Below are 23,315 nucleotides of genomic sequence, written 5' to 3' on the forward strand. Positions count from 1 at the left end.
TCAAAAACCGAATAACCATATAAAAACTACGGCATTGATAATCATTTTCAATATCATTTAATTAACTATAATGAACCAACTGCTTACGCGGCATTAACAGCTGTGCCGCCCGACAATAATGGAGAGGATTATGAGTTATACACTGCCATCCCTGCCGTATGCCTACGACGCACTGGAACCGCATTTCGACAAGCAGACGATGGAAATCCATCACACTAAACACCACCAGACCTACGTGAACAACGCGAATGCTGCGCTGGAAAGCCTGCCAGAGTTCGCTAATCTGCCTGTTGAAGAGCTGATCACCAAGCTGGACCAGCTGCCAGCAGACAAGAAAACCGTACTGCGTAACAACGCGGGCGGTCACGCTAACCACAGCCTGTTCTGGAAAGGCCTGAAAACCGGCACCACCCTGCAGGGCGACCTGAAAGCGGCTATCGAGCGCGACTTCGGTTCCGTAGACAACTTCAAAGCGGAATTCGAAAAAGCCGCTGCAACCCGCTTCGGCTCTGGCTGGGCGTGGCTGGTTCTGAAAGGCGACAAGCTGGCAGTGGTTTCTACTGCTAACCAGGACTCCCCGCTGATGGGTGAAGCGATCTCTGGCGCATCCGGTTTCCCAATCCTGGGTCTGGACGTGTGGGAACACGCTTACTACCTGAAGTTCCAGAACCGTCGCCCTGACTACATCAAAGCGTTCTGGGATGTCGTGAACTGGGACGAAGCAGCAGCGCGTTTCGCCGCTAAAAAATAAGGTTGCATTGACGCCTGTGAGAAGCGAGTCTGATGACTCGCTTTTTTTGTATCTGCGTAATGGAGGCAGCGATGCATTACCCGGTGAACGTGTTTACAGGCAAGGTAAGGGAGTACGACGGCAGCCGCCCGAGCGCCATCGCCAAAGTGCAGGTCGACGGTGAGCTGTCGCTGACCGAGCTCGGGCTTGTGGGCGACCAGCAGGCCGAAAAGAAAATCCACGGCGGGCCCGATCGCGCGCTGTGCCACTATCCGCGCGAGCACTATCAGCACTGGAAAACCGAATTTCCTGAGCAGGCGGACCTCTTCGTCGCGCCCGCGTTTGGCGAAAATCTCTCAACGGAAGGGGTGACGGAAAAGAACGTCTTTATTGGCGATATTTACCGCTGGGGCGATGCCCTGATTCAGGTCACCCAGCCGCGCTCGCCGTGCTTCAAGCTCAACTACCATTTCGGGATTCAGGATATGTCGGCCCAGCTGCAAAACGCGGGTAAAACCGGCTGGCTGTACCGCGTGGTGCTTGCAGGACAAGTATCTGCGGATGCCCCGCTTGAGCTCGCGTCGCGTTTGAGCGACGTGTCCGTTTACGACGCCTGCGCGATTGCCTGGCATATGCCTTTCGACGATGAACAGTATCATCGCCTGCTGTCGGCGGCGGGGCTGTCTACCAGTTGGACGAGAACGATGCAGAAGCGGCGTATAAGCGGGAAGATCGAGAGTAGTTCGCGGAGATTGTGGGGGAAATAGGTTCCGTAGAAAGTAGGCCGGGTAAGGCGAAGCCGCCACCCGGCACATACCGTTACGAACGCTTATACAGCGGTAGCCACAGCGTTAACCGCAGCCCGCCCAGCGGGCTGTCGTCGGCTTTCACCCAGCCGCGGTGCTGCTGCATGGCGGTTTCTACAATCGCCAGCCCCAGCCCCGTGCCGCCAGACTCACGGTCGCGCGCTTCGTCGGTGCGGTAGAACGGACGGAAAATCTGCTCGCGATCTTCCGGGCTGACGCCAGGACCGTCGTCATCGACAATGACGGTGATCCCGTCTTTATCCACCGAGAACGCCACTTCAATCTTCGTGTGCGAGTAGCGCAGGGCGTTACGCACGATATTCTCCAGCGCGCTTTCCAGCGCGTTGGGGTTACCGTACAGCGGCCACGGGCCCGGCGGGAAGTTGACGGTGAACGATTTACCCATCTGCTCCGCTTCGAACGCCGCGTTGTCCAGCACCTCGTGCCACAGGTGATTGGCTTTCACCGTTTCGCTCACCAGCGCGTTTTTCTGCTGGTTGCGCGACATCACCAGCAGATCGTTAATCATGCTGTCCAGACGGTGCGCTTCCGTTTCAATACGTTCCAGCTCTTTGCTTTCCCCGCTGCGGCGACGCAGCAGGGCGGTGCCCAGCTGTAAGCGCGTGAGCGGGGTGCGCAGTTCGTGCGAGATGTCCGACAGCAGGCGTTGCTGGGCCGTCATCATCCGATCAAGCGCGCTGACCATCTGGTTAAAACTGGTGCCGGCGGCCAGGAACTCCTGCGGCCCGGATTCCAGCTCCGGATGCTGTCTGAGATTGCCTTGTGCCACTTCGTCCGCCGCATTTTTCAGCTTACGCGCGGGTTTCGCCAGGCTCCACGCCAGCCATAACAGCAGCGGGGAACTGACCAGCATCGTGACGATCAGCAGCAGAAGCGGACGGTCAAACAGCAGGTTGATGAAGTCGGACTGGGAACTGCTCGCAGGGCGAATCAGGTAGAGCTGGTAGTTATCTTCCCCATCCCGTACCGAGAAAGGGCCGACCATCTCTACCCGACCATATTTCTTTTTCTGTGGGTGATCGGCGTTATCCGCCTGGCCAATAAAGTTGCGGATGATCTGCATTTCATTGCGATCGGCGCCAATCACGCGGCCTTCGCTGGTAACCAGCAAAAGACGTTGTCCTGGCGGCGCCCACTTGTCGATAGCGCGAAACAGCCTGCGCCACCACATTAAATCGTTCGGCGGATCGTTTGCCAGCTCCGCTTCCACGTGCTGCTCGATCATCACGCCCTGACGTTGCTCGCTGTCGAGCAGCTCCGTCATTTGGCGTGAGTCGAGTTTTGGCAACATCAAAACGAGCATTAAAACCAGTGCCAGCGTCAGCCAGAAGATGGCGAAGATGCGGGCGGTTAAGCTGCCTATCATGAAGCAGAAACCATCAGATAACCGCGACCACGCAGGGTTTTAAACCATGGGTGACCGTCTTTACGCTCCGGCAGCTTGCGGCGCAGGTTAGAGATGTGCATGTCGATGGCGCGGTCAAACGGCGTGAGGCGTTTGCCCAGCACTTCCTGGCTTAAATGTTCACGCGATACCACCTGGCCAAGATGTTGCGCCAGTAGATACAGCAGTGTGAACTCGGTGCCAGTAAGCTCCAGCGTCTGGCCGTCGAAGCTTGCTTCCTGACGGCCCGGGTTCAGGCTCAGGGAGTCCACTTCCAGCGTTGGCGAGCTGTTGTCGGTATTCTGCTGCTGCTCGCTCCAGTGGGAACGGCGCAGGATCGCGCGAATACGGGCCACCAGTTCACGGTCGTTGAACGGCTTCGGTAAATAGTCATCCGCACCCAGCTCAAGGCCGAGAACGCGGTCAAGCTCGCTGCCGCGGGCGGTCAGCATGATAACGGGGGTCTGGTGTGTCTGGCGAAGCTCTTTCAGCGTATCAATACCGTTTTTCTTTGGCATCATTACGTCGAGCAAAAGTAGATCGATGCTGTCGTCAAGGAGACTCAGCGCCTGCTCGCCATCATGGGCAACCAGGACGTTGAAACCTTCCATGTCGAGCAACTCCTTTAAAAGGGATGTGAGCTCTCGGTCATCGTCAACTAACAGGATTTTATTCATTGTTTAAATACCTCCGAGGCAGAAATTACGACATCAAGGCTATCTAATCCATGACTTTACGTTGTTTTACACCCCCTGACGCATGTTTGCAGCCTGAATCGTAGACTGTCTCTCGTTGAATCGCGACACGAAAGATTTTGGGAGCAAGTGATGCGCAAAGTTACCGCTGCCGTCATGGCCTCAACGCTGGCGTTCAGTGCGTTTAGCCAGGCTGCTGTAGCTATCATCGGCGATAACGGTTCCTCGCAAGAGGGCGCAACGCAGCACAGCAGCCAAAGCCATATGTTTGACGGCATAAGTTTAACCGAACATCAGCGTCAACAGATGCGAGATCTGATGCAGAGGGCACGACACGACCAGCCCCCTGTTAATGTTAGCGAAATGGAGACAATGCATCGCCTTGTCACCGCAGAAAATTTTGACGAAAGCGCTGTTCGCGCTCAGGCCGAAAAAATGGCACAGGAACAGGTTGCCCGCCAGGTAGAAATGGCGAAGGTCCGCAACCAGATGTTCCACCTGCTAACGCCCGAGCAGCAAGCGGTTTTGAATGCCAAACATCAGCAGCGTATGGACCAGCTGCGTGAGGTTGCACGGATGCAGCGAAGCTCAGAAGCGACGTTTTTCAGTAGCAATAGCAGTACCCGTAGTAACCAGTAAACCCTGTTTTCCTTGCCATAGACACCATCCCTGTCTTCCCCCACATGATGTGGGGGTTTTTTTTATCAATAACTTACTATAAATCTCTATTTAAAACAGCTGCTTACAAAAATTTGGAGCCAGCCTGAGCCATTTCAAATATCCCAGAGTGTGGACGCAATGTGGACACTCCGGGACATTATCAACTACACAGACACGCCACCGGCAAGCGGATTTTAAGCGACAGCATTTTGCAAATAGTCAGGCGATAAGTGAGCGTAGACCATCGTTTGCTGAATGCTCGCATGCCCCAGGATTTGCTGTAGTGCGATTATGTTTCCCCCGTTCATCATGAAGTGACTCGCGAAGGTGTGACGCAGGATGTACGTTGCTTGGTTCGGCGGGATGTCTGGTTTTACCATCCGCAGTATCTTGCAAAACTTCTCATAATCGACTTTGAACAGCTTCCCGCTGGCTTTCTCCTTGATCAGCTTTTCCAATTCTGCCGAGATTGGAACGGTTCTCTTTTTCCCGTTTTTTGTTTTCAGGAACGTGACGCGACAGTTAACGATCTGGGAGGGTTTAAGGGTTCAGCACTTTGCTAAAAGGGCATATGTGAAAGGTGCTCAGTTTCTTTGTGCAGATTTCCGCTACACCATTCCCGTTGCAAGCCATGTATTTGAGAAAACAGTAATTTACTGTGATCCGCCATACCTGCTAGCCAGCGCGACGGCTGATTTCACCGCTTATGGGAAGCCCTTCACGGCGACTGATCACCGTGACCTGGTTGGGGCATTAATCAGCGCCCATAACAACGAAGGTTGTGTATCCGTTTTTTCAGGTAGTGACACCGAGGACACACGCCAAATTTATTACCCGTTCACCCTTAAACCTTTTGAAGTTCGGCGCTCAGTTGGGGCTAAAACGCGCTACCTGGCTGGCGAGGTGATTGGCACGCTGCGTGTCTGTGATTGCTGTGGCGCGTGGGCGGTGGCTGTCCAGATTGTGGGGTGGTGATGGGCGATGCGACTTATTCAGAAATGGTTGCTTCTGGTGCTTTTGACGATCAGGAGGTGTTCTGATGAATACAGTTGAGGCGGTAGTAACAAAGGTTCTGGATGTTCGCCCATACCGTAATTTCTGGATCACCCGCGTTGAGGTTCTTAGCGAGGGTGGTTAACGGGTGAATTGATTGTAACCGGTGCGGATATGCACTGGCGCAAAACGCTGGCGCGACACAAGGCTGAGACATTGATTAGCCGCTGGCGTCAGGCTGCGAGCGAAGTGTGATTCATAGGGCATACTGTAATTTCATATAGTATTCCGCTTTCCTGTTCGGTGAAAAAGTGCAATACTATAAGTAGTCCAATTGTTTGTTTTTATAATTTGTTTAAAATTAAGGGGTTACGATTAAGATGGGCGACTTAAGTGGTATTCAGTCAGATTTAGCCCAGCTAGTTAGACTGGTAATAGCTGAACAGTATGATGATGTTCGGTTGTATGTCGCTCGCTTGGTGCGCAAATATCGGGAAACTATGCCTGCTCTATCTGAGCAGCTTGATCTTTATTTACGGAACAAACCGCAGAAGCCTGCCCAAGGTCTGCGAAAGGCTACGATGCCAAAACCGACTCAGTCTCAGGTTATGCCTGTGGACGAGGATTCAAGGTTAACCTTACTGAAAGCACCAAATGAAAAGATTACCAGTAAGCCATTGCTTTCTAATCAGATAGAAGACTCACTGGATCAGATTATTCTTGAACGTAAGCACATAGACCGTCTTAAGACCCTTGGCTTACAACCAACACGTTCCGCAATTTTTGTTGGCCCACCAGGTGTGGGTAAAACGCTTACGGCAAGTTGGTTAGCACAGAAATTAGGTGTTCCTTTCTATGTTCTGGATTTAACTGCTGTAATGAGTAGTTATCTTGGGAAAAGCGGAAATAACCTTCGTGCGGCTCTTGATTTCGCAAAGAGAGGGCCGTGTGTTCTTCTTTTAGATGAAATTGACTCAATAGCCAAAAAAAGAAGCGATGATTCTGATGTGGGAGAATTAAAGAGGCTTGTTACTGTGATACTTCAAGAGGTTGATGAGTGGCCTTCTTCAAGTCTGTTGCTTGCTGCGACTAACTTTGCTGAGTTGATTGATCCGGCATTATGGAGACGTTTTGATTTGGTTCTAAATTTTGAGAAACCAAATAGTGAAAGCATTAAAGAGGCTATTAAGCGTTTTTTAGGCCCCGACTATGCCATTTTTGCTCGTTGGATAGATTTGCTTGTCATCATGTTCAAAGATGAATCATTCAGTAATATTGAGCGTTCTATTAATAAATTCCGCCGCTCAGTTGCTTTAGGCATATCTTCAGATGAGGAGTTGATTGAATCTTTCATTAAAGATGGTCTATCAGATTTAGACAGGAATGAACGTATTGAAATAGCTGTTAATCTTAACAGACATTCTAAACTATCCCAACATGCCATATCAGACTTAACTGGGGTCAGTAGGGATACAATTAGAAAATATAGTTCTAAAAAGTTTAACGCAGCATAGATAAGGAGTATGTATGGCGAAAACTAATTTTCTGATTGGACGCGGCGAGTTATTAACCAATGATATTCCCGGTCCAAAAAGAGCCCCAGGAAAAGCTGAGGTGTACTCTCTTTATGAATCGAAACAGAGGCTGTTACCGCAAATTGCATCTACTATAGAAAATTTTGCTAAGTTACCTGGTCGGGCATGTCCTGACGATTATGCAGTAGCAAAGGTAACTATTAATCCAAGCTATATTGCGCGATCCTTTTTCCCTGCGAAGATGTTGAAATCAACCGGATTAACTTCAATTGGGAGCAGGACTGTTAGAGTTACGCCGCAAAGCTGGAAACGCAAAGTTGCTGTTTCTGAGGTTACAACAACACAGATGTTTATTGCGGGTAAAAGAGAATCATTCGAAGAGTTACCTCATTGGGTGTCTGGGCTTAAAGAGTTAACTGATGAAGCGATTGATTTTGCGCGTATAGAAAAGTTTGAAGCTTATTTGCCTGAAGAGCGTATTGTTACCGCAGGTGATATGGATACGTCGTATTTTGAGGTTGGCGTACATCTGTTGGCTGAGGATGGACAAGATTTGATCCAGCAACAATTTGTTCGATTCGCGTCAACTCTGAACATCAAAGTGCATACTTCTTTAGCTTTTACCGCAGGTACGTTGTGGTTCGTGCCAATTCAGGCAGATCGAATTGCTATTGATAAGCTCGCGAAATTTACATTTGTACGCGTAATTAGACCGGTACCAAAGTTACGTGGTATTAGGCCTATACAAAGGGCTTCTGGGCCATTGGCCCAGTGTAAATTGCCTACTGAAGGGCCAGTATCTTCAGAAATAAAAGTCGCTATTCTTGATGGTGGTTTACCATCAGAGCATGCTATATCTCCGTGGTTAAAATCCTATAGGGTTTTGGACGATCATGCAGAAGATGATCCTGATGGTTTAGAGCATGGTTTAGCCGTATCTTCGGCTTTTTTATTCGGGCCAATTAGTAACAAGTCAGAGGTGCAAAGGCCATACTCTTATATTGATAACTTAAGGGTGCTGGATAATAAGACCTGCCAAGAAGATCCTCTGGAGTTATATCGAACGTTGGGCTTCATTGAAGAAGTATTGTTGTCTCGTCAGTATCAATTTATCAACTTAAGTTTAGGGCCGGATCTACCAATTGAAGATACGGAAGTTCATGCTTGGACCTCTGTAATAGATGATTTATTAAGTGATGGCGAGACACTAATGACTGTTGCTGTTGGGAACAATGGCGAAATGGATCGTGAGTCAGGTAATGCAAGGATTCAAGTACCATCTGATTGCGTGAATGCCTTGGCTGTTGGGGCTTGCGATACTATTAATGAAACTGAATGGAAACGAGCACCATATAGTGCTATTGGGCCGGGTAGAAGTCCTGGCGTGATGAAGCCTGATTTAGTTGCGTTTGGTGGCGATATCGACGAGTACTTTCATGTATTGGGAAAAGGTAAAAAACCTGTAATCACACCGCAACGGGGAACAAGTTTTGCTTCTCCTTACGCTTTGCGTGCAGCCGTTGGTGTTAGGGCGATTTTAGGAAGTGATTTGAGTCAACTGGCGATAAAAGCTTTATTGATTCATGCTTCAAAACCTCTTGATCACGCTTGCGCTGAAGTGGGTTGGGGGAAACTACCTGAGGACTTAAACGACATCATTGTCAGCCCTGATGGTGTTGCTCGTATTGTCTATCAAGGTGAATTGAAGCCAGGAAAATACTTACGCGCTTCTCTTCCCATTCCTGAAGGTGGCTTGAAAGGTAAAATAAACTTAACGGCAACTTTTTGTTATGCCACAACAACAGATCCGCAAGATTCGGCTTCCTACACAAAGGCTGGTCTTGAGGTTACATTCCGCCCAAATGATTCAAGAGTTAAAGATGGTAAACAGAATGCTGAAACTAAAGGTTTTTTTGAGCTAGCCAAATACTCAACTGAAAGTGAGCGGCGCTCTGATATGGGCAAATGGGAAACTGTGCTGCACAGTTCAAAGAATATGCTGGGATCAACTTTAAAAAATCCTGTGTTTGATATTCACTATAACGCTCGTGAAGCAGGGGCTAGCATAGCGAGTCACAAGGCGGAAAAGATAAAGTACGCTCTTATCATCACCGTGAAGGCAGCGAAGCACCAAGACCTGTATAACGAAATTTTACGTGCTTACAATCAGGTACTGGTTCCAATTCAGCCTCAAACCTCCATTCCAATTCGTTCATAAATATTCATTACAACGAACCCCTCAATGCGAGGGGTTTTTTATATGCACAATAGTGCGCAAAATTGCACAAAAAAATCAGCCCTTTTATTTGTGGATCTCCCAAGGATCTATGCTGGCTGACGGTGGATCTGCAAGTGCACAAAAAGACGCGTGTTTGTCGCGCGCAGGTGACGGGGGGAAAGCCCGCGCGCGGTAGCCTCAAATAACGCGAAATCAGCGGCATTCTGGCCCGCTGACGCGTTTTGATTGTGGTGTGCTGATTCAGGTATTAATACAGGGTGAGGCGCTTAGAATGGCGCTGATGCGCTTTGTGATTATATTGAGTATGGACGCCGCCGGGTGGCGGCTTCCGGGCTACTTACTGGTTTCAAGCAGGGCATAAGGTTTAAAGCGGATCACCTCCTCTCCTAGCCAGTCGTTTACATGCTTCAGCGCTTCCATTGCGGGCATCAGTTCATTGATAGCAAACGCGCGCGCGGCCTTCTCTATGTCACCAATTGAACCATTACCATCGGGCATGGCCCCCATCAGTTGCGGTAGTACGCGGTGCGCTGCCAGAATGTCATCGCGGGTGACAGATTTGATATTCAGAAACTCATCCTTTGCGGATATCCGGCTGAAGGGCATGAGTTGCACTCCATCTTTTCCGCCGCCAGGCGCGTGCAGAAGCAAGTTTTTAAACGCTCCTTTGCCGCGTGCGTCAGTAAGCGTCTTTTTAATACTTTTCATGCTTTCATCGTCCACGGTTGAAGCGCCGATGTAGAGAATGCACCCAGCGTGAGAGCCGTTTTCGTAATACATTTTGCGGAACATATCAGCGGAGTGTGACAGGCTGGCAGACAGCAGCGCGCTCATGTATTCCGGCATTCCGTAAATCTCCTGATGAATATCGGGGTTCATGACGTGGCAGACCGAGCCGGTCTTAAAGGCAAACTCCTCTTTCCACTGACGTATAAACCAGTAGGTATCCAGATCACTTCCCCGGCGGGTATATTTCGCCGGTGAGTTACGCAGGGGTAAGCGGGGCTTTTTTTCGATGTGTGTACATCGTTAGAAAAAAAATCCTTATTTTTCTGTAGCTTAAAGGGATAAATTAATCACCATCCCTGTCTTCCCCCACATGATGTGGGGGTTTTTTTGCCCCGCATTCTGATTTGTTAACCGTTTATTCATCCTTTGCCTCCCCATGCTTCCGTTATACTAGCGGCATGACATGACAGGAGCGTTTATGAATCAATCCTATGGAAGGCTGGTAAGCCGGGCCGCCATTGCGGCGACCGTCATGGCCTCTGGCCTGCTGCTGATCAAAATCTTTGCCTGGTGGTATACCGGCTCGGTCAGTATTCTGGCGGCGCTGGTGGATTCACTGGTCGATATCGCCGCCTCGCTGACCAACCTCCTGGTGGTGCGCTACTCGCTGCAGCCGGCGGATGAAGAGCACACGTTTGGGCACGGCAAGGCGGAATCGCTCGCGGCGCTGGCGCAAAGTATGTTCATTTCTGGCTCTGCACTGTTCCTGTTTTTGACCGGTATTCAGCATCTGGTTTCACCTTCACCGATGAACAATCCCGGTGTTGGCGTGGCCGTCACGGTCATTGCACTTATAAGCACACTTGTTCTGGTAACGTTCCAGCGCTGGGTCGTTCGCAAAACGCAAAGTCAGGCCGTACGGGCGGATATGCTTCATTATCAATCTGATGTTATGATGAATGGGGCTATTCTTATTGCGCTCGGTCTGGCCTGGTATGGCTGGCATCGGGCCGATGCGTTGTTTGCGTTAGGGATTGGTATCTATATTTTATATAGCGCCTTGCGGATGGGGTATGACGCGGTGCAATCACTGCTCGATCGCGCTCTTCCGGACTCAGAACGTAACGAAATTTTTTCTATCGTGACCTCCTGGCCCGGCGTCAGCGGTGCACACGATCTTCGAACGCGGCAGTCAGGGCCGACCCGCTTTATTCAGATTCATATTGAAATGGAAGACAACCTGCCACTGGTACAGGCTCACGTTATTGCTGAGCAGGTCGAGCAGGCGATTTTGCAGCGTTTTCCTGGTTCAGACGTCATCATTCACCAGGATCCCTGCTCGGTTGTACCCGGACATGTTGGGCTTTCGTAATTCGTTGTAAAAAAGTGAGCCAGGCCAGCATTTTGTGTATAAATTACCGCCATTTGGTCTGACCTGAATCAATTCAGCCAGAAGGGATTGATATACTATTTGCAGTATTCGTTGGTCGATAAGTTTCTTCCGGCAACAGATTTCAATTTTGCATTCCTAAGTTCAGAGGTAGTCATGATTAAGAAAATCGGTGTGTTGACAAGCGGCGGTGATGCGCCGGGCATGAACGCGGCAATTCGTGGGGTTGTCCGTGCAGCGCTGACGGAAGGTCTGGAAGTTTTTGGTATCTATGATGGTTACCTGGGTCTGTATGAAGACCGTATGGTTCAGCTCGACCGCTACAGCGTGTCTGACATGATCAACCGTGGCGGTACCTTCCTTGGGTCTGCGCGCTTCCCGGAATTCCGTGACGAACATATCCGTGAAGTGGCTATCGAGAACATGAAAAAGCGTGGTCTGGACGCGCTGGTCGTTATCGGCGGTGACGGCTCGTACATGGGTGCAAAACGTCTGACCGAAATGGGCTTCCCGTGCATCGGCCTGCCGGGCACCATCGACAACGACATCAAAGGCACTGACTACACCATCGGTTACTTCACCGCGCTGGGCACCGTTGTGGAAGCCATTGACCGCCTGCGTGACACCTCTTCTTCTCACCAGCGTATCTCTATCGTTGAAGTGATGGGCCGTTACTGCGGTGACCTGACCCTGGCAGCGGCTATCGCCGGTGGTTGTGAGTTTGTGGTGGTTCCTGAAGTGGAATTCAGCCGCGAAGATCTGGTTGCTGAAATCAAAGCCGGTATCGCGAAAGGTAAGAAACACGCGATTGTGGCTATCACCGAGCACATCTGTGACGTTGACGAGCTGGCGAAGTACATCGAAACCGAAACCAAACGCGAAACCCGCGCGACCGTTCTGGGCCACATCCAGCGCGGCGGTTCCCCTGGCCCGTACGACCGCATTCTGGCGTCCCGCATGGGCGCGTACGCTATCGAACTGCTGCTGCAGGGCCACGGTGGCCGCTGCGTCGGTATTCAGAACGAACAGCTGGTGCACCATGACATCATCGACGCGATTGAAAACATGAAGCGTCCGTTCAAAGGTGACTGGCTGGACTGCGCGAAAAAACTGTACTGATCCTTCGAGCCCTCTTCTTTCTGAAGAGGGCTTTTATTCCTCCACGTTATAGCCAATCTTTTTTTATTCTTTAATCATCGATTCGCTTTCTGGCACGCTGCATTCATCAAAACACTACACAAGAGAGCTGGGCGATGAATAAATGGGGCGTGGGGTTAACATTATTGCTGGCATCGACCAGCGTGCTGGCAAAGGACATTCAACTTCTCAACGTGTCGTACGACCCGACGCGTGAGTTGTACGATCAATACAACAAAGCCTTCGCGGCGCACTGGAAGCAGGAAACCGGCGATAACGTGGTGGTTCGCCAGTCGCACGGTGGCTCTGGTAAGCAGGCGACATCTGTGATTAACGGTATTGAAGCCGACGTGGTTACCCTGGCGCTGGCCTATGATGTCGACGCTATCGCCGAGCGCGGCCGTATCGACAAAAACTGGATCAAACGCCTGCCGGACAACTCCGCGCCATACACCTCGACCATCGTCTTCCTGGTGCGTAAAGGCAACCCGAAACAGATTAAGGACTGGAACGACCTGATCAAACCGGGCGTTTCTGTGATTACCCCGAACCCGAAAAGCTCCGGCGGGGCACGCTGGAACTACCTGGCGGCCTGGGGCTACGCGCTGCACCACAACAACGGTGACCAGGCTAAAGCACAGGAGTTCGTCAAATCCCTGTACAAAAACGTTGAAGTGCTGGACTCCGGCGCGCGCGGCGCCACTAACACCTTCGTCGAGCGCGGAATTGGCGACGTGCTTATTGCCTGGGAAAACGAAGCCCTGCTGGCGACCCACGAACTGGGTAAAGACAAGTTTGAGATCGTGACTCCGAGCGAATCCATCCTCGCCGAGCCGACCGTTTCCGTGGTCGATAAGGTCGTTGATAAGAAAGGCACCAAAGCGGTGGCGGAAGCCTACCTGAAGTATCTCTACTCGCCGGAAGGCCAGGAAATCGCGGCGAAGAACTTCTATCGTCCACGCGATGCGGCTGTCGCGAAGAAATACGACAGCGAATTCCCGAAACTGAAGCTCTTCACCATTGATGATGTGTTCGGCGGCTGGACGAAAGCGCAGAAAGAGCACTTCTCTAATGGCGGCACCTTCGACCAGATTAGCCAGCGTTAACGGTTAGCAAACGACACGGCGACCCGGTGTGAGAAATCCACCGGGTTTTTTATTTGGTCATCATTTTGCGTTACTCTTTTGCCTCTATTGAAAACAGGGAACGCGTTGTGAAAAAAATTATCTTATTGATCCTGATTGTCATCGCCCTTGCCGCAGGTGGCGTGTACTGGATAAAAGCGGGTAATCCGAATGCGTTGCGCCATATCGTCCTCGACCAGTGTCTGCCTAATCAGCTGCAACACCGTAACCCGGCACCCTGCGCGCAGGTGAAGCCTGATGCGGGTTATGTAGTATTTAAGGACCGCAACGGGCCGCTGCAGTATCTGCTGATGCCAACGTACCGCATCAACGGCACCGAAAGCCCGCTCCTGACCGAGCCTCATACGCCAAACTTCTTCTGGCTGGCGTGGCAGTCGCGCAGCTTTATGACCCTGAAGCGTGGCTCTGAAGTGCCGGACAGCGCTATTTCGCTGACGATTAACTCACCGACCGGACGCACGCAAAACCATTTCCATATCCATATCTCCTGCCTGCGCCCGGACGTGCGCGAGAAGCTCAACGCGGCGCAGGGAGACATCAGCACCCAGTGGCTACCGTTCCCGGGTGGGCTGGAAGGGCATGAGTACCTCGCACGCCGGGTGACAGAGAATGAACTGGTCCAGCGCAGTCCGTTTATGATGCTGGCGGAAGAGCTGCCGGAGGCGCGCGACCATATGGGACGCTTCGCGCTGGCGATGGCGCAGCAGTCGGATGGTTCGTTTGTTTTGCTGGCGACCGAGCGTAACCTGCTCACGCTTAACCGCGCGTCGGCAGAGGAATTGCAGGATCATCAATGCGCTATCCTGAAGTAACCCCACTATAAATCGCGTTTACTCAGGCTGCCTGTCACCGTAGACTTGCTGAAAAAATCTACAGGAGACAGGTATGTCGCTCTGGTTAACGCATCCTCTGCTGCTGCCCTCGCTGATCGTCGGCGTCACCATCGTGCTGTGGGCGACGTCGCTGTTGCCGGAATTTATCACCGCGCTGCTGTTTTTCACGGCGGCGATGGCCGCCAGAATCGCCCCGCCGGAGGTGATTTTTGGCGGTTTTGCCTCGTCGGCTTTCTGGCTGGTCTTCAGCGGCTTTGTGCTCGGCGTGGCGATCCGTAAAACCGGCCTGGCGGACAGGGCCGCCCGGGCGCTGTCGGCAAAGCTCACCGACTCCTGGATGCTGATGGTGGCGAGCGTGGTATTGCTCAGCTACGCGCTGGCGTTTGTGATGCCGTCAAACATGGGGCGTATTGCGCTGCTGATGCCCATTGTCGCGGCGATGGCGAAACGCGCCGGTATCGCCGACGGATCCCGCGCCTGGTTCGGCCTTGCGCTGGCAGTCGGCTTCGGTACCTTCCAGCTCTCGGCCACCATTCTGCCCGCCAACGTGCCTAACCTGGTCATGAGCGGCGCGGCGGAAGGCTCGTATGGCATTCACCTGAACTATGTCCCGTATCTGCTGCTGCACACGCCGGTGCTCGGTATTCTCAAAGGCCTGATTCTGATTGGCCTCATCTGCTGGCTGTTCCCCGGCAGCCCGAAACCGGCGAAGGATTTCACGCTGTCTGAACCGATGGGGCGTGACGAAAAACGACTCGCCTGGCTGCTGGTGGTGGTGCTGATGATGTGGGTGACGGAGAGCTGGCACGGCGTGGGGCCGGCGTGGACGGGGCTGGCGGCCTCGATTATCGTTATGCTGCCGCGCATTGGTTTTATCACCGGCGAGGAGTTCTCGGCGGGGGTAAATATGCGCACCTGCATTTACGTTGCGGGTATTCTCGGGCTGGCGATCGTCGTGACGCAAACGGGTATCGGAGCGGCCGTAGGCGAGGCGCTGCTGCGCATAATGCCGCTGGATGCGGGCAAACCATTCACCAGCTTCCTGGCGCTAACCGGAATTACTACGGCACTCAATTTCATTATGACTGCCAACGGCGTTCCGGCGCTTTACACCACGCTGGCGCAGAGCTTCTCGGACGCGACCGGTTTCCCGCTGCTGTCGGTGATCATGATTCAGGTACTGGGCTATTCCACGCCGCTGCTGCCGTATCAGGCGTCGCCGATTGTGGTGGCGATGGGGCTGGGAAAGGTGCCTGCAAGGGCGGGGATGGTGCTCTGCCTGGCGCTGGCGATTGCGACGTATCTGGTGCTGCTGCCGCTGGATTATCTGTGGTTTAGCGTGTTAGGGCGTTTGTAGCGGCGGGTAAGCGCAAGCGCCCCCCGCCACAAAGGCCATTACGCCTGTTTAGCCGCTTCTGCCGCTTTAACGATCACCGCGAAAGCGTCCGCTTTCAGAGATGCACCGCCAACCAGCGCGCCATCGATATCTGGCTGGGTGAACAGCTCAGCAGCGTTGGAGGCGTTTACGGAGCCGCCGTACTGGATGATCACTTGCTCAGCCACTTTCGCGTCGGCTTTAGCAATGTGGTCACGGATGAATTTGTGAACTGCCTGAGCCTGCGCAGGGGTAGCAGATTTGCCGGTACCGATCGCCCAGACTGGCTCGTAAGCGATAACCGCGCCTTCGAACGCTGCCGCGCCCTGCGTTTTCAGCACGGCGTCGATCTGACGTGCACACACTTCTTCGGTTTTGCCCGCTTCGTTTTCCGCTTCGGTTTCACCGATGCACAGAACCGGGATCAGACCCTGCTCTTTCAGCACGGCAAATTTCTTCGCGATGAACTCGTCAGATTCTTTGTGGTAGGTGCGACGCTCGGAGTGGCCGATGATGATGTATTTTGCGCCGATATCTTTCAGCATTTCAGCGGAAGTTTCACCGGTGAACGCGCCAGACAGGTTAACGTCAACGTTCTGCGCGCCCAGCACGATGTGGCTGCCGTCAGCGGCACGTTTAGCCAGATCCAGGTACATATCCGGCGGAGCGATAGCAACCGCGCAGCCGGTCACGCCAGCCAGCTCTTTACGCAGGTTTGCAACCAGTTCGTTTACCATATGGCGGCTGCCGTTCAGTTTCCAGTTACCCATCACTAAAGGATGTCGCATTTCAATTCTCCACGCTAAATAAGCGAATTAAGGAATATGGCCGCCCTGTCGGGCAGCATGGTCTGTGAATCAGTATAGAGATTTTCCCTCGAAAGGCTTTGCTTTTTGTCATTAATTGGCCCCGCCAAGGGTGTCAGATAGCGCCAGCTTAATCGGTTCAACGGCGAAGGTCAGTCCTTTTTCGCCGTTATCCGCCACTACATAGCGAATCGCGCCTTCGGTTGTGGCGTAGTACCGCTTGTTTTTACCGGCGGCCAGCAGCTTTTGCAGCTTTTGCTGGCTCTGCTTTTTCGTCAGCGCAGGCGTAAACGCCTGCAGCACCGCGCTCATGTAATCAAGCGCCTTCGATTTAGCCGCTTTCTGCTCTGGCCCCTGAATCGGCAGCCAGGTGATTTGCATACTTTTGATTTTTAACGTACCGCGCTCCAGCGCAGTGGAAGCATACAAATTCTCGTTAATCTTGCTCGCTGCACGGGTCAGTGTAGGGGTATCGCGCGAGCTATCAATGGCGCGAAACTCATCCAGCGGCAGCCCTGGGTTGGCCTGATTGAAAGCTTCGCGAAACTGGCTGATGGACTGATCGAAAGACGGTGCGCCCGCCAGCAAATACGGCGCAGTGGTGGGGGCCGCGGTGTTGGCGGCGTGCAGCGGAAAACCCGCGCCGAGCATCGCTAAACACAGGAAAAGAGAATGTGCCGAATTTTTCATCAACATTGCACCTGGCCGTAAGTGCTCATGATTAAAACGATATCTGGTCGGCTTGTCAAAAGGTCACAACTCCAGGGTAAAATGCGGGCTAAACGATAATAAGGAACCTTACATGACCATACAGCAGTGGCTGTTTTCATTCAAAGGGCGTATTGGACGCCGTGATTTCTGGGTCTGGATGGTGACGTGGGTCGTCTCCATGCTGCTTCTTTTTTTCGTTGCTTATAACGCCTGGCTGAGCACGCAAACGGCGGCATTTGCACTGGTCTGCCTGCTATGGCCAACGGCGGCCGTCGTGGTGAAACGCCTGCACGATCGCGGCCGCTCCGGCGCGTGGGCATTTTTGATCATACTGGCGTGGATGCTGGTGGCAGGGAACTGGGCGATGCTGCCTTCCATCCTGCCGTGGGTCGTGGGCAGGCTGCTGCCGTCGGTCATCTTCGTGATGATGATTGTCGATCTGGGCGCGTTTATCGGCACCCAGAGCGAAAATAAATACGGTAAAGATACTGTCGAGGTGAAATACCGCTGATCACCAGTAGTGTTCGGCGGTCATATGGCCCGGCCGGCGGCGAAGATGTTTCGTCATCTGCCGGGTATCCTTCAGAAGCTGCTGCGTGTCCCGGACCATCTGCGGGTTACCGCACAGCATGACGTGGCTGGTTTCGGCCGTCATCGGTAAACCCACCGCGTCTTCCAGTGCGCCGCTCTCAATTAACGCCGGTACGCGACCGGTAAGCGCTCCTGCTACGGTTTCGCGGCTGACTACCGTCTGAATCTTTAACTTTCCGCCGTACTGCTGTTCCAGCGCCTGCATCTGCGGGAGATAGCTTAAATCTGCGGCATAGCGCGCGGCGTGCACCAGCACGATGTTTTTGAAGCGCTCCAGATCCTTACCGTACTGCAAGATAGAGAGATACGGACCGATGGCCGTGCCGGTTGCCAGCATCCAGAGCGTGTCACAGTCAGGGATCTCTTCAAGCACAAAGAAGCCTGCCGCTTCGCTCACAATCTGCACATCGTCGCCGGGCTTAAGGGCGGCAAGGCGCGGGCTGAGCTTACCGTCAGGAACGGTGACCAGATAGAACTCGAGGTCCGGGTTATCCGGCGCGTTAACGTAAGAGTAGGCGCGCTGCACGCGCTCGCCGTCGACATCCAGTCCCAGCTTGGCAAATTGCCCGGCCTTAAACGGGTGAACGGGAGCATGCAGGGTGAGACTAAATAGCGCATCGGTCCAGAATTCTATCTTTGTGACTTTACCTGTTACCCAGTCCGCCATGATCTTCTCCTGTGCTGTTTCTCTGTTCTATCTTCCGTACTTGTGGGAAACATTTCCAGCCCCTTCGGGCTGGAAAGCTCTATCGATCAAACGGTTTTACAGAATGTGCGTCTGCACGTCCGGGTCTTTACGGTCGAGATAGTGAATGGACTGAATGCGTCGGATGGTGCGCGATTTACCGCGGATCAGCAGCGTTTCAGTGGTTGCCATGTTGCCCTTGCGGGTGATGCCGTCCAGCAGATCGCCTTTGGTGATGCCGGTTGCAGAGAAGACGACGTTATCGCTGCGCGCCATGTCGTTCAGCGCCAGTACTTTATTGGCTTCGATGCCCATCGCTGCGCAGCGCGCCAGCTCGTCCTCACCGATACGACGGTTTTCGTCGCTGTCGCCTTTCACCTCATGGCGCGGCAGAAGGCGCGCCTGCATATCGCCGTCCAGCGCGCGGATCACCGCCGCAGAGACCACGCCTTCCGGCGCGCCGCCGATGCCGTAAAGCACGTCCACTTCGCTGTCCGGCATGCAGGTCAGAATAGAGGCGGCTACGTCGCCATCCGGAATGGCAAACACGCGCACGCCGAGTGCCTGCAGATAAGAGATGGTGGCGTCGTGGCGCGGTTTCGCCAGAATGGTCACGGTGAGTTCGTTGAGCGGTTTAGCCAGCGCCGCCGCGATATTGCGCAGGTTGGCGTCCAGCGGCAGGCTGAGATCGATTGCGCCTTTCGCACCAGGGCCGACAATCAGCTTTTCCATGTACATGTCCGGCGCGTTGAGGAAGCAGCCTTTATCGCCCACGGCCAGCACCGCCAGGGCGTTGGCCTGGCCCATCGCCGTCATGCGCGTGCCTTCGATCGGGTCCACCGCGATATCCACCGCATCGCCTTTGCCGGTCCCGACCTTTTCACCGATGTAGAGCATCGGCGCTTCGTCGATCTCGCCTTCGCCGATCACGATGGTGCCGTCGATGTTGACCTGGTTAAGTACAATGCGCATGGCATGGACGGCTGCACCGTCGGCGGTATTTTTGTCGCCACGACCCAGCCATTTATAGCCTGCAAGGGCGGCTGCTTCGGTGACGCGGGAAAACTCGATAGCAAGTTCACGTTTCATGAGGGACTCGTACAATCAAAAGGAATTGCACGAAGTTTATCACAGAGTGGGGAGGGGTGAGGGGACCGGTGCGGTCGATGCCCCTCACCCTAACCCTCTCCCACAGGGAGAGGGAATATAGGCTTACTCTTCGTGCTCTTCCCACGCAAGGGCGCGTTTCACCGCTTTCTTCCAGCCGCTGTAGCGGTAGTTGCGCTCGGTGGTTTCGATACCAGGGCGGAATTCGCGTTCGATGACCGCTTTCTCCTGCAGCTCGTCCAGGTTCTGCCAGAAGCCTACCGCGAGACCCGCAAGATACGCCGCGCCCAGTGCCGTCACTTCACGTACTTCAGGGCGCTCAACGCGGGTGCCCAGAATGTCGGACTGGAACTGCATCAGGAAGTTGTTGGCCACCGCGCCACCGTCCACGCGCAGGGCGTGCAAACGAATGCCGGAGTCTGCCTGCATCGCTTCCAGCACGTCACGCGTCTGGTAGGCGATGGATTCCAGGGTCGCACGAATGATGTGGTTTGAGTTCACACCGCGCGTCAGGCCGAAAATTGCGCCGCGGGCATACGGGTCCCAGTACGGTGCGCCCAGACCGGTAAACGCGGGCACCACGTACACGCCGTTGGTGTCTTTCACTTTGGTCGCGAAGTACTCGGAGTCAAACGCATCGCTGATCAGCTTCATCTCGTCGCGCAGCCACTGAATAGATGCGCCCGCCATAAACACCGCACCTTCCAGGGCATAGTTCACCTCGCCGCGCGGGCCGCAGGCGATGGTAGTCAGCAGGCCATTTTCTGATTTCACCGCTTTCTCGCCGGTGTTCATCAGCATAAAGCAGCCGGTGCCGTAGGTGTTCTTCGCCATCCCTTCCTTGACGCACAGCTGGCCGAACAGCGCCGCCTGCTGGTCACCGGCGATACCGGCGATAGGAATACGGGTGCCGCCTTTACCGCCGATGTTGGTCTGGCCGTAGACTTCAGACGACTTACGCACTTCAGGCAGCATCGCGCGCGGAATATCCAGCGCGTCCAGCATCTTGTCATCCCACTCCAGGGTGTTGATGTTGAACAGCATGGTGCGCGAGGCGTTAGTGTAGTCAGTAACGTGGACACGTCCCTGAGTCATCTTCCAGATAAGCCAGGTATCGACGGTACCGAACAGTAGTTCGCCGCGTTTTGCACGCTCGCGTGAACCTTCCACGTGGTCGAGGATCCACTTCACTTTGGTGCCGGAGAAATACGGGTCAACCACCAGACCGGTGGCGCTACGCACGTACTCTTCCATCCCGTCACGCTTAAGCTGTTCGCAGATCTCTGACGTACGGCGGCACTGCCAGACGATGGCGTTGTAAATCGGCTTACCGGTTTCGCGTTCCCACACCACGGTGGTTTCACGCTGGTTGGTGATACCAATCGCGGCGATTTCGTCGGAACTGATGTCGGCTTTCGCCAGCACTTCCACCAGCGTGGAGCTTTGTGACGCCCAGATCTCCATCGGGTCATGTTCTACCCAGCCTGGACGAGGATAAATTTGCTCAAATTCGCGCTGTGACACGCTGACGATATTCGCGTCATGATCCATTACGACAGCGCGGGAGCTGGTAGTGCCCTGGTCGAGCGCAACGATATATTTTTTTTCGGTCATGGTATGTGTCCCGTAGTCAGATTACAGCGAAGCTTTTTGTTGTGCGGTAGAAGTCGTTTCCTTCTCCTCTTCCACACAGGTGTCGCACGGTAAGTGGCGACCAATTAATTTGCGATAGCCAAATGCACCCAGTGCCGCCCCTACGACTGGTCCAAACAGCGGTACCAGGAAGTAAGGAATATCTTTGCCGCCGGTGAAAGCCACGTCGCCCCATCCTGCAAAGAAGGCGAAGGTTTTTGGACCCAGGTCACGCGCCGGGTTCATCGCAAACCCTGTTAACGGCCCCATGGACGCACCGATGACGGCGATTAGCAGGCCAATCAGCAATGGTGCCAGCGGGCCACGTGGAATGCCGTTACCATCATCGCCCAAAGCCATAATGACGCCCATCAGAATAGCGGTAATCACCATTTCAACTGCGAACGCCTGCACAAAATTGATATGTGGGTTAGGGTAGGTTGAGAAGATGCCTGCCAGATCCAGACTTTCGACGCTGCCGCGCACCATATGATGCGTCTGTTCGAAGTCGATGAAAAGATTGTAATAAAGCCCGTAAACTAACGCCGCTGCGCAAAACGCGCCGGCAAATTGAGAAATAATGAAGGGAACAACTTTGCGTCCGTCGAAGCACGCGAACAGCCACAGTGCGATAGTCACCGCCGGGTTAAGATGTGCGCCAGAGACCCCTGCAGTCAGGTAGATGGCCATCGCCACGCCCAGACCCCAGATGATACTGATTTCCCACTGACCAAAACTGGCACCCGCCACTTTCAGTGCAGCGACACAGCCCACTCCGAAGAATATCAACAACCCGGTACCAAGGAACTCGGCAATGCACTGGCCTTTTAAGGTTGATGTCTGACTCATAATCGGAATCCTGAAGAAATTGATGTTTATTGTTAGCGTGGCCGCCCGTGACAGCCACGATGCCCTGTAGACATAGTGTTAATTTATCGTTAACGAGCAAAAACGAGAAATATCGAAATTAAAATGTGTGGTCTGTGTCAATAAAATGAGCGTTTTCGCGCCATAAAGCGCGTTTTTGCATCAGTCGCGCATGGTGAGCTGAATCATTTTTTTAACTAATGGGTTAACAACTTAGAGGTATATGCCGCGAACGCACCAGGACGAGGCCGAAAAGTGTTGCAAACCGCGATCTGCGTGGCATGCCGCTGGACAGGGGCGACTGCGCTCCATACAATCGGAACATATGTTGTGCGCGTTTACGTTAAAGCGTCGCCTTGCAATTCAGGAGAGGTAGGATCATGTCTTTAGAAGTGTTTGAGAAACTGGAAGCGAAAGTACAGCAGGCGATTGACACCATCACGCTGCTGCAGATGGAAATTGAAGAGCTGAAAGAGAAGAACAACAGCCTGGCGCAGGAAGTTCAGAACGCTCAGCACGGCCGCGAAGAACTGGAGCGCGAAAACAACCAGCTGCGCGAACAGCAGAACGGCTGGCAGGATCGCCTGCAGGCGCTGCTGGGACGTATGGAAGAAGTCTGATTCCCACTGGGATGAACTGAACAGGCCGGGTAAGGCGATGCCGCTACCCGGCTTTTTTTATGGTTCTCGCTGACTGACATCCAACCATAAAAAAGGCCGCCCAAGGCGGCCTTAACGCTACTTGTCCTGCGTTGTCGTGGTAAACGCAACAAACCCGATCGGTTCATCACTTTTTACAACGAGTACGCTGGCGACAATGAACGCGATACATAAATAGCGTTTCATTATGCGGTCCCTGCGGCTAACCGCTCCACCGTTCACCACCGGTGATAAGTCGGTGGACACAAGCCTGGTTAAAGGCTGCTTTACGGTTGTGGTTACACCTTTCCCTGGACCGATGCCCATGTGCGAAATGGCGGAAAGGGACGCTGCATCATAATGAGCAATAGCAGCGTAGTTAAGGTTTTCATAGATAATTAGGAATTTATAAAGGGTCGATGAGGTTACCTGAGGTTTGAACCAGGGTAAGATAAAAATCCTGGTTAAAGGTTGCAAAACTTCCCAACGGACCGCGAATCCCGAGGGACAAAAAAACCGCCACATTGCTGTTGTAATGCCAGTCAGTTAAGCAACTGACTGGCTTTTTTTCGGGGCTGTGGGGTATCTCCAGGGCCTTTCCTTTAC

Annotated in this window: 22 protein-coding genes and 2 pseudogenes; 13 read left to right on the forward strand and 11 right to left on the reverse strand. The window is 53.2% G+C overall.

The genetic code is table 11. From position 1 onward, the window contains the following. Positions 1–130 precede the first annotated feature (130 nt). Both sodA and yiiM read left to right on the forward strand, forming a co-directional pair. Positions 131–751, forward strand: a complete 621-nt coding sequence (gene sodA / locus IM299_RS19800; protein ID WP_003861999.1) for a superoxide dismutase [Mn] — start codon at positions 131–133, stop codon at positions 749–751. Between the two features lie 71 nt (positions 752–822). Beyond that, on the forward strand, positions 823–1,497 hold the full coding sequence (yiiM, locus tag IM299_RS19805; protein WP_048958122.1) for a 6-hydroxyaminopurine reductase: 675 nt from the start codon (positions 823–825) through the stop codon (positions 1,495–1,497). Between the two features lie 52 nt (positions 1,498–1,549). Here the strand turns inward: yiiM and cpxA are convergent, their stop codons facing one another. After that, entirely contained in the window at positions 1,550–2,923 is a 1,374-nt protein-coding gene (gene cpxA, locus IM299_RS19810; protein ID WP_003862003.1) for an envelope stress sensor histidine kinase CpxA, read from the reverse strand. Further along, complete coding sequence (cpxR, locus tag IM299_RS19815; RefSeq protein WP_006179159.1) at positions 2,920–3,618, reverse strand: envelope stress response regulator transcription factor CpxR; 699 nt, start codon at positions 3,616–3,618, stop codon at positions 2,920–2,922. Before cpxR ends, cpxA begins: the two co-directional genes overlap by 4 nt. Positions 3,619–3,768: 150 nt before the next feature. Here cpxR and cpxP point away from each other — a divergent pair, with 150 nt between their 5' ends. Continuing rightward, positions 3,769–4,275 (forward strand): cell-envelope stress modulator CpxP, encoded by a 507-nt coding sequence (cpxP, locus tag IM299_RS19820; RefSeq protein WP_028014854.1) that lies wholly within the window; start codon positions 3,769–3,771, stop codon positions 4,273–4,275. A 215-nt stretch (positions 4,276–4,490) separates the two neighbouring features. On the opposite strand, the pseudogene IM299_RS19825 reads toward cpxP, so the two are convergent. After that, a pseudogene (locus IM299_RS19825) lies at positions 4,491–4,844 on the reverse strand (tyrosine-type recombinase/integrase); the annotation flags it as partial. 25 nt (positions 4,845–4,869) lie between these two features. Between IM299_RS19825 and IM299_RS22995 the strand changes: the two are divergent. The 3 genes from IM299_RS22995 to IM299_RS19835 all read left to right on the forward strand — a co-directional run bounded on the left by IM299_RS22995 (position 4,870) and on the right by IM299_RS19835 (position 9,042). Next, positions 4,870–5,271, forward strand: a complete 402-nt coding sequence (locus tag IM299_RS22995; protein ID WP_333119949.1) for a DNA adenine methylase — start codon at positions 4,870–4,872, stop codon at positions 5,269–5,271. Positions 5,272–5,669: 398 nt separating this feature from the next. After that, the gene (locus tag IM299_RS19830; protein ID WP_193357996.1) at positions 5,670–6,803 is read left to right on the forward strand and encodes an AAA family ATPase; all 1,134 of its coding nucleotides are present in this window, start codon (positions 5,670–5,672) and stop codon (positions 6,801–6,803) included. Between the two features lie 13 nt (positions 6,804–6,816). Next, complete coding sequence (locus tag IM299_RS19835) at positions 6,817–9,042, forward strand: S8 family peptidase (RefSeq protein WP_193357997.1); 2,226 nt, start codon at positions 6,817–6,819, stop codon at positions 9,040–9,042. A gap of 354 nt (positions 9,043–9,396) precedes the next feature. Here the strand turns inward: IM299_RS19835 and IM299_RS19840 are convergent. Then, positions 9,397–10,062: pseudogene (locus IM299_RS19840) on the reverse strand (phage portal protein); the annotation flags it as partial. Between the two features lie 208 nt (positions 10,063–10,270). Here IM299_RS19840 and fieF point away from each other — a divergent pair. From fieF to IM299_RS19865, 5 genes are all read left to right on the forward strand, one after another. Continuing rightward, positions 10,271–11,164: a CDF family cation-efflux transporter FieF gene (fieF, locus tag IM299_RS19845; RefSeq protein WP_060573379.1), complete on the forward strand. Its 894-nt coding sequence runs from the start codon at positions 10,271–10,273 to the stop codon at positions 11,162–11,164. A gap of 174 nt (positions 11,165–11,338) precedes the next feature. Then, positions 11,339–12,301 carry a 6-phosphofructokinase gene (gene pfkA, locus IM299_RS19850; RefSeq protein ID WP_028014852.1) on the forward strand — a complete coding sequence of 321 codons (963 nt, stop codon included), beginning with the start codon at positions 11,339–11,341 and terminating at the stop codon, positions 12,299–12,301. Positions 12,302–12,435: 134 nt separating this feature from the next. Continuing rightward, a complete protein-coding gene (locus IM299_RS19855; RefSeq protein WP_028014851.1) occupies positions 12,436–13,425 on the forward strand; it encodes a sulfate ABC transporter substrate-binding protein in 990 nt (329 codons plus the stop codon). Between the two features lie 107 nt (positions 13,426–13,532). Beyond that, entirely contained in the window at positions 13,533–14,276 is a 744-nt protein-coding gene (locus tag IM299_RS19860; RefSeq protein WP_045630631.1) for a CDP-diacylglycerol diphosphatase, read from the forward strand. Between the two features lie 73 nt (positions 14,277–14,349). Continuing rightward, a complete protein-coding gene (locus tag IM299_RS19865) occupies positions 14,350–15,654 on the forward strand; it encodes an SLC13 family permease (RefSeq protein WP_193357998.1) in 1,305 nt (434 codons plus the stop codon). 38 nt (positions 15,655–15,692) lie between these two features. Here the strand turns inward: IM299_RS19865 and tpiA are convergent, their stop codons facing one another. Both tpiA and IM299_RS19875 read right to left on the reverse strand, forming a co-directional pair. Further along, complete coding sequence (gene tpiA / locus IM299_RS19870; protein WP_006808674.1) at positions 15,693–16,460, reverse strand: triose-phosphate isomerase; 768 nt, start codon at positions 16,458–16,460, stop codon at positions 15,693–15,695. 111 nt (positions 16,461–16,571) lie between these two features. Next, a complete protein-coding gene (locus IM299_RS19875; protein ID WP_041911791.1) occupies positions 16,572–17,168 on the reverse strand; it encodes a DUF1454 family protein in 597 nt (198 codons plus the stop codon). A gap of 112 nt (positions 17,169–17,280) precedes the next feature. Between IM299_RS19875 and IM299_RS19880 the strand changes: the two genes are divergently transcribed. Beyond that, positions 17,281–17,700: a DUF805 domain-containing protein gene (locus IM299_RS19880; RefSeq protein ID WP_193357999.1), complete on the forward strand. Its 420-nt coding sequence runs from the start codon at positions 17,281–17,283 to the stop codon at positions 17,698–17,700. On the opposite strand, the gene fpr is transcribed toward IM299_RS19880, so the two are convergent. The 4 genes from fpr to IM299_RS19900 all read right to left on the reverse strand — a co-directional run bounded on the left by fpr (position 17,701) and on the right by IM299_RS19900 (position 22,053). Continuing rightward, complete coding sequence (gene fpr, locus IM299_RS19885) at positions 17,701–18,447, reverse strand: ferredoxin--NADP(+) reductase (RefSeq protein ID WP_047362494.1); 747 nt, start codon at positions 18,445–18,447, stop codon at positions 17,701–17,703. 96 nt (positions 18,448–18,543) lie between these two features. Then, positions 18,544–19,554: a class II fructose-bisphosphatase gene (gene glpX / locus IM299_RS19890; protein ID WP_028014845.1), complete on the reverse strand. Its 1,011-nt coding sequence runs from the start codon at positions 19,552–19,554 to the stop codon at positions 18,544–18,546. Positions 19,555–19,677: 123 nt separating this feature from the next. Then, positions 19,678–21,186: a glycerol kinase GlpK gene (gene glpK / locus IM299_RS19895; RefSeq protein ID WP_028014844.1), complete on the reverse strand. Its 1,509-nt coding sequence runs from the start codon at positions 21,184–21,186 to the stop codon at positions 19,678–19,680. A gap of 21 nt (positions 21,187–21,207) precedes the next feature. Then, positions 21,208–22,053: an MIP/aquaporin family protein gene (locus IM299_RS19900; protein ID WP_028014843.1), complete on the reverse strand. Its 846-nt coding sequence runs from the start codon at positions 22,051–22,053 to the stop codon at positions 21,208–21,210. A 398-nt stretch (positions 22,054–22,451) separates the two neighbouring features. Between IM299_RS19900 and zapB the strand changes: the two genes are divergently transcribed. Next, entirely contained in the window at positions 22,452–22,691 is a 240-nt protein-coding gene (zapB, locus tag IM299_RS19905; RefSeq protein WP_028014842.1) for a septal ring assembly protein ZapB, read from the forward strand. 424 nt (positions 22,692–23,115) lie between these two features. On the opposite strand, the gene IM299_RS23000 is transcribed toward zapB, so the two are convergent. Further along, on the reverse strand, positions 23,116–23,315 hold a 200-nt coding region (locus IM299_RS23000), incomplete at its 5' end, for a hypothetical protein (protein WP_227013188.1).

Origin of the sequence: Enterobacter cloacae complex sp. P47BA, assembly GCF_014930485.1 — a bacterium.
Taxonomy (GTDB): domain Bacteria; phylum Pseudomonadota; class Gammaproteobacteria; order Enterobacterales; family Enterobacteriaceae; genus Enterobacter; species Enterobacter bugandensis.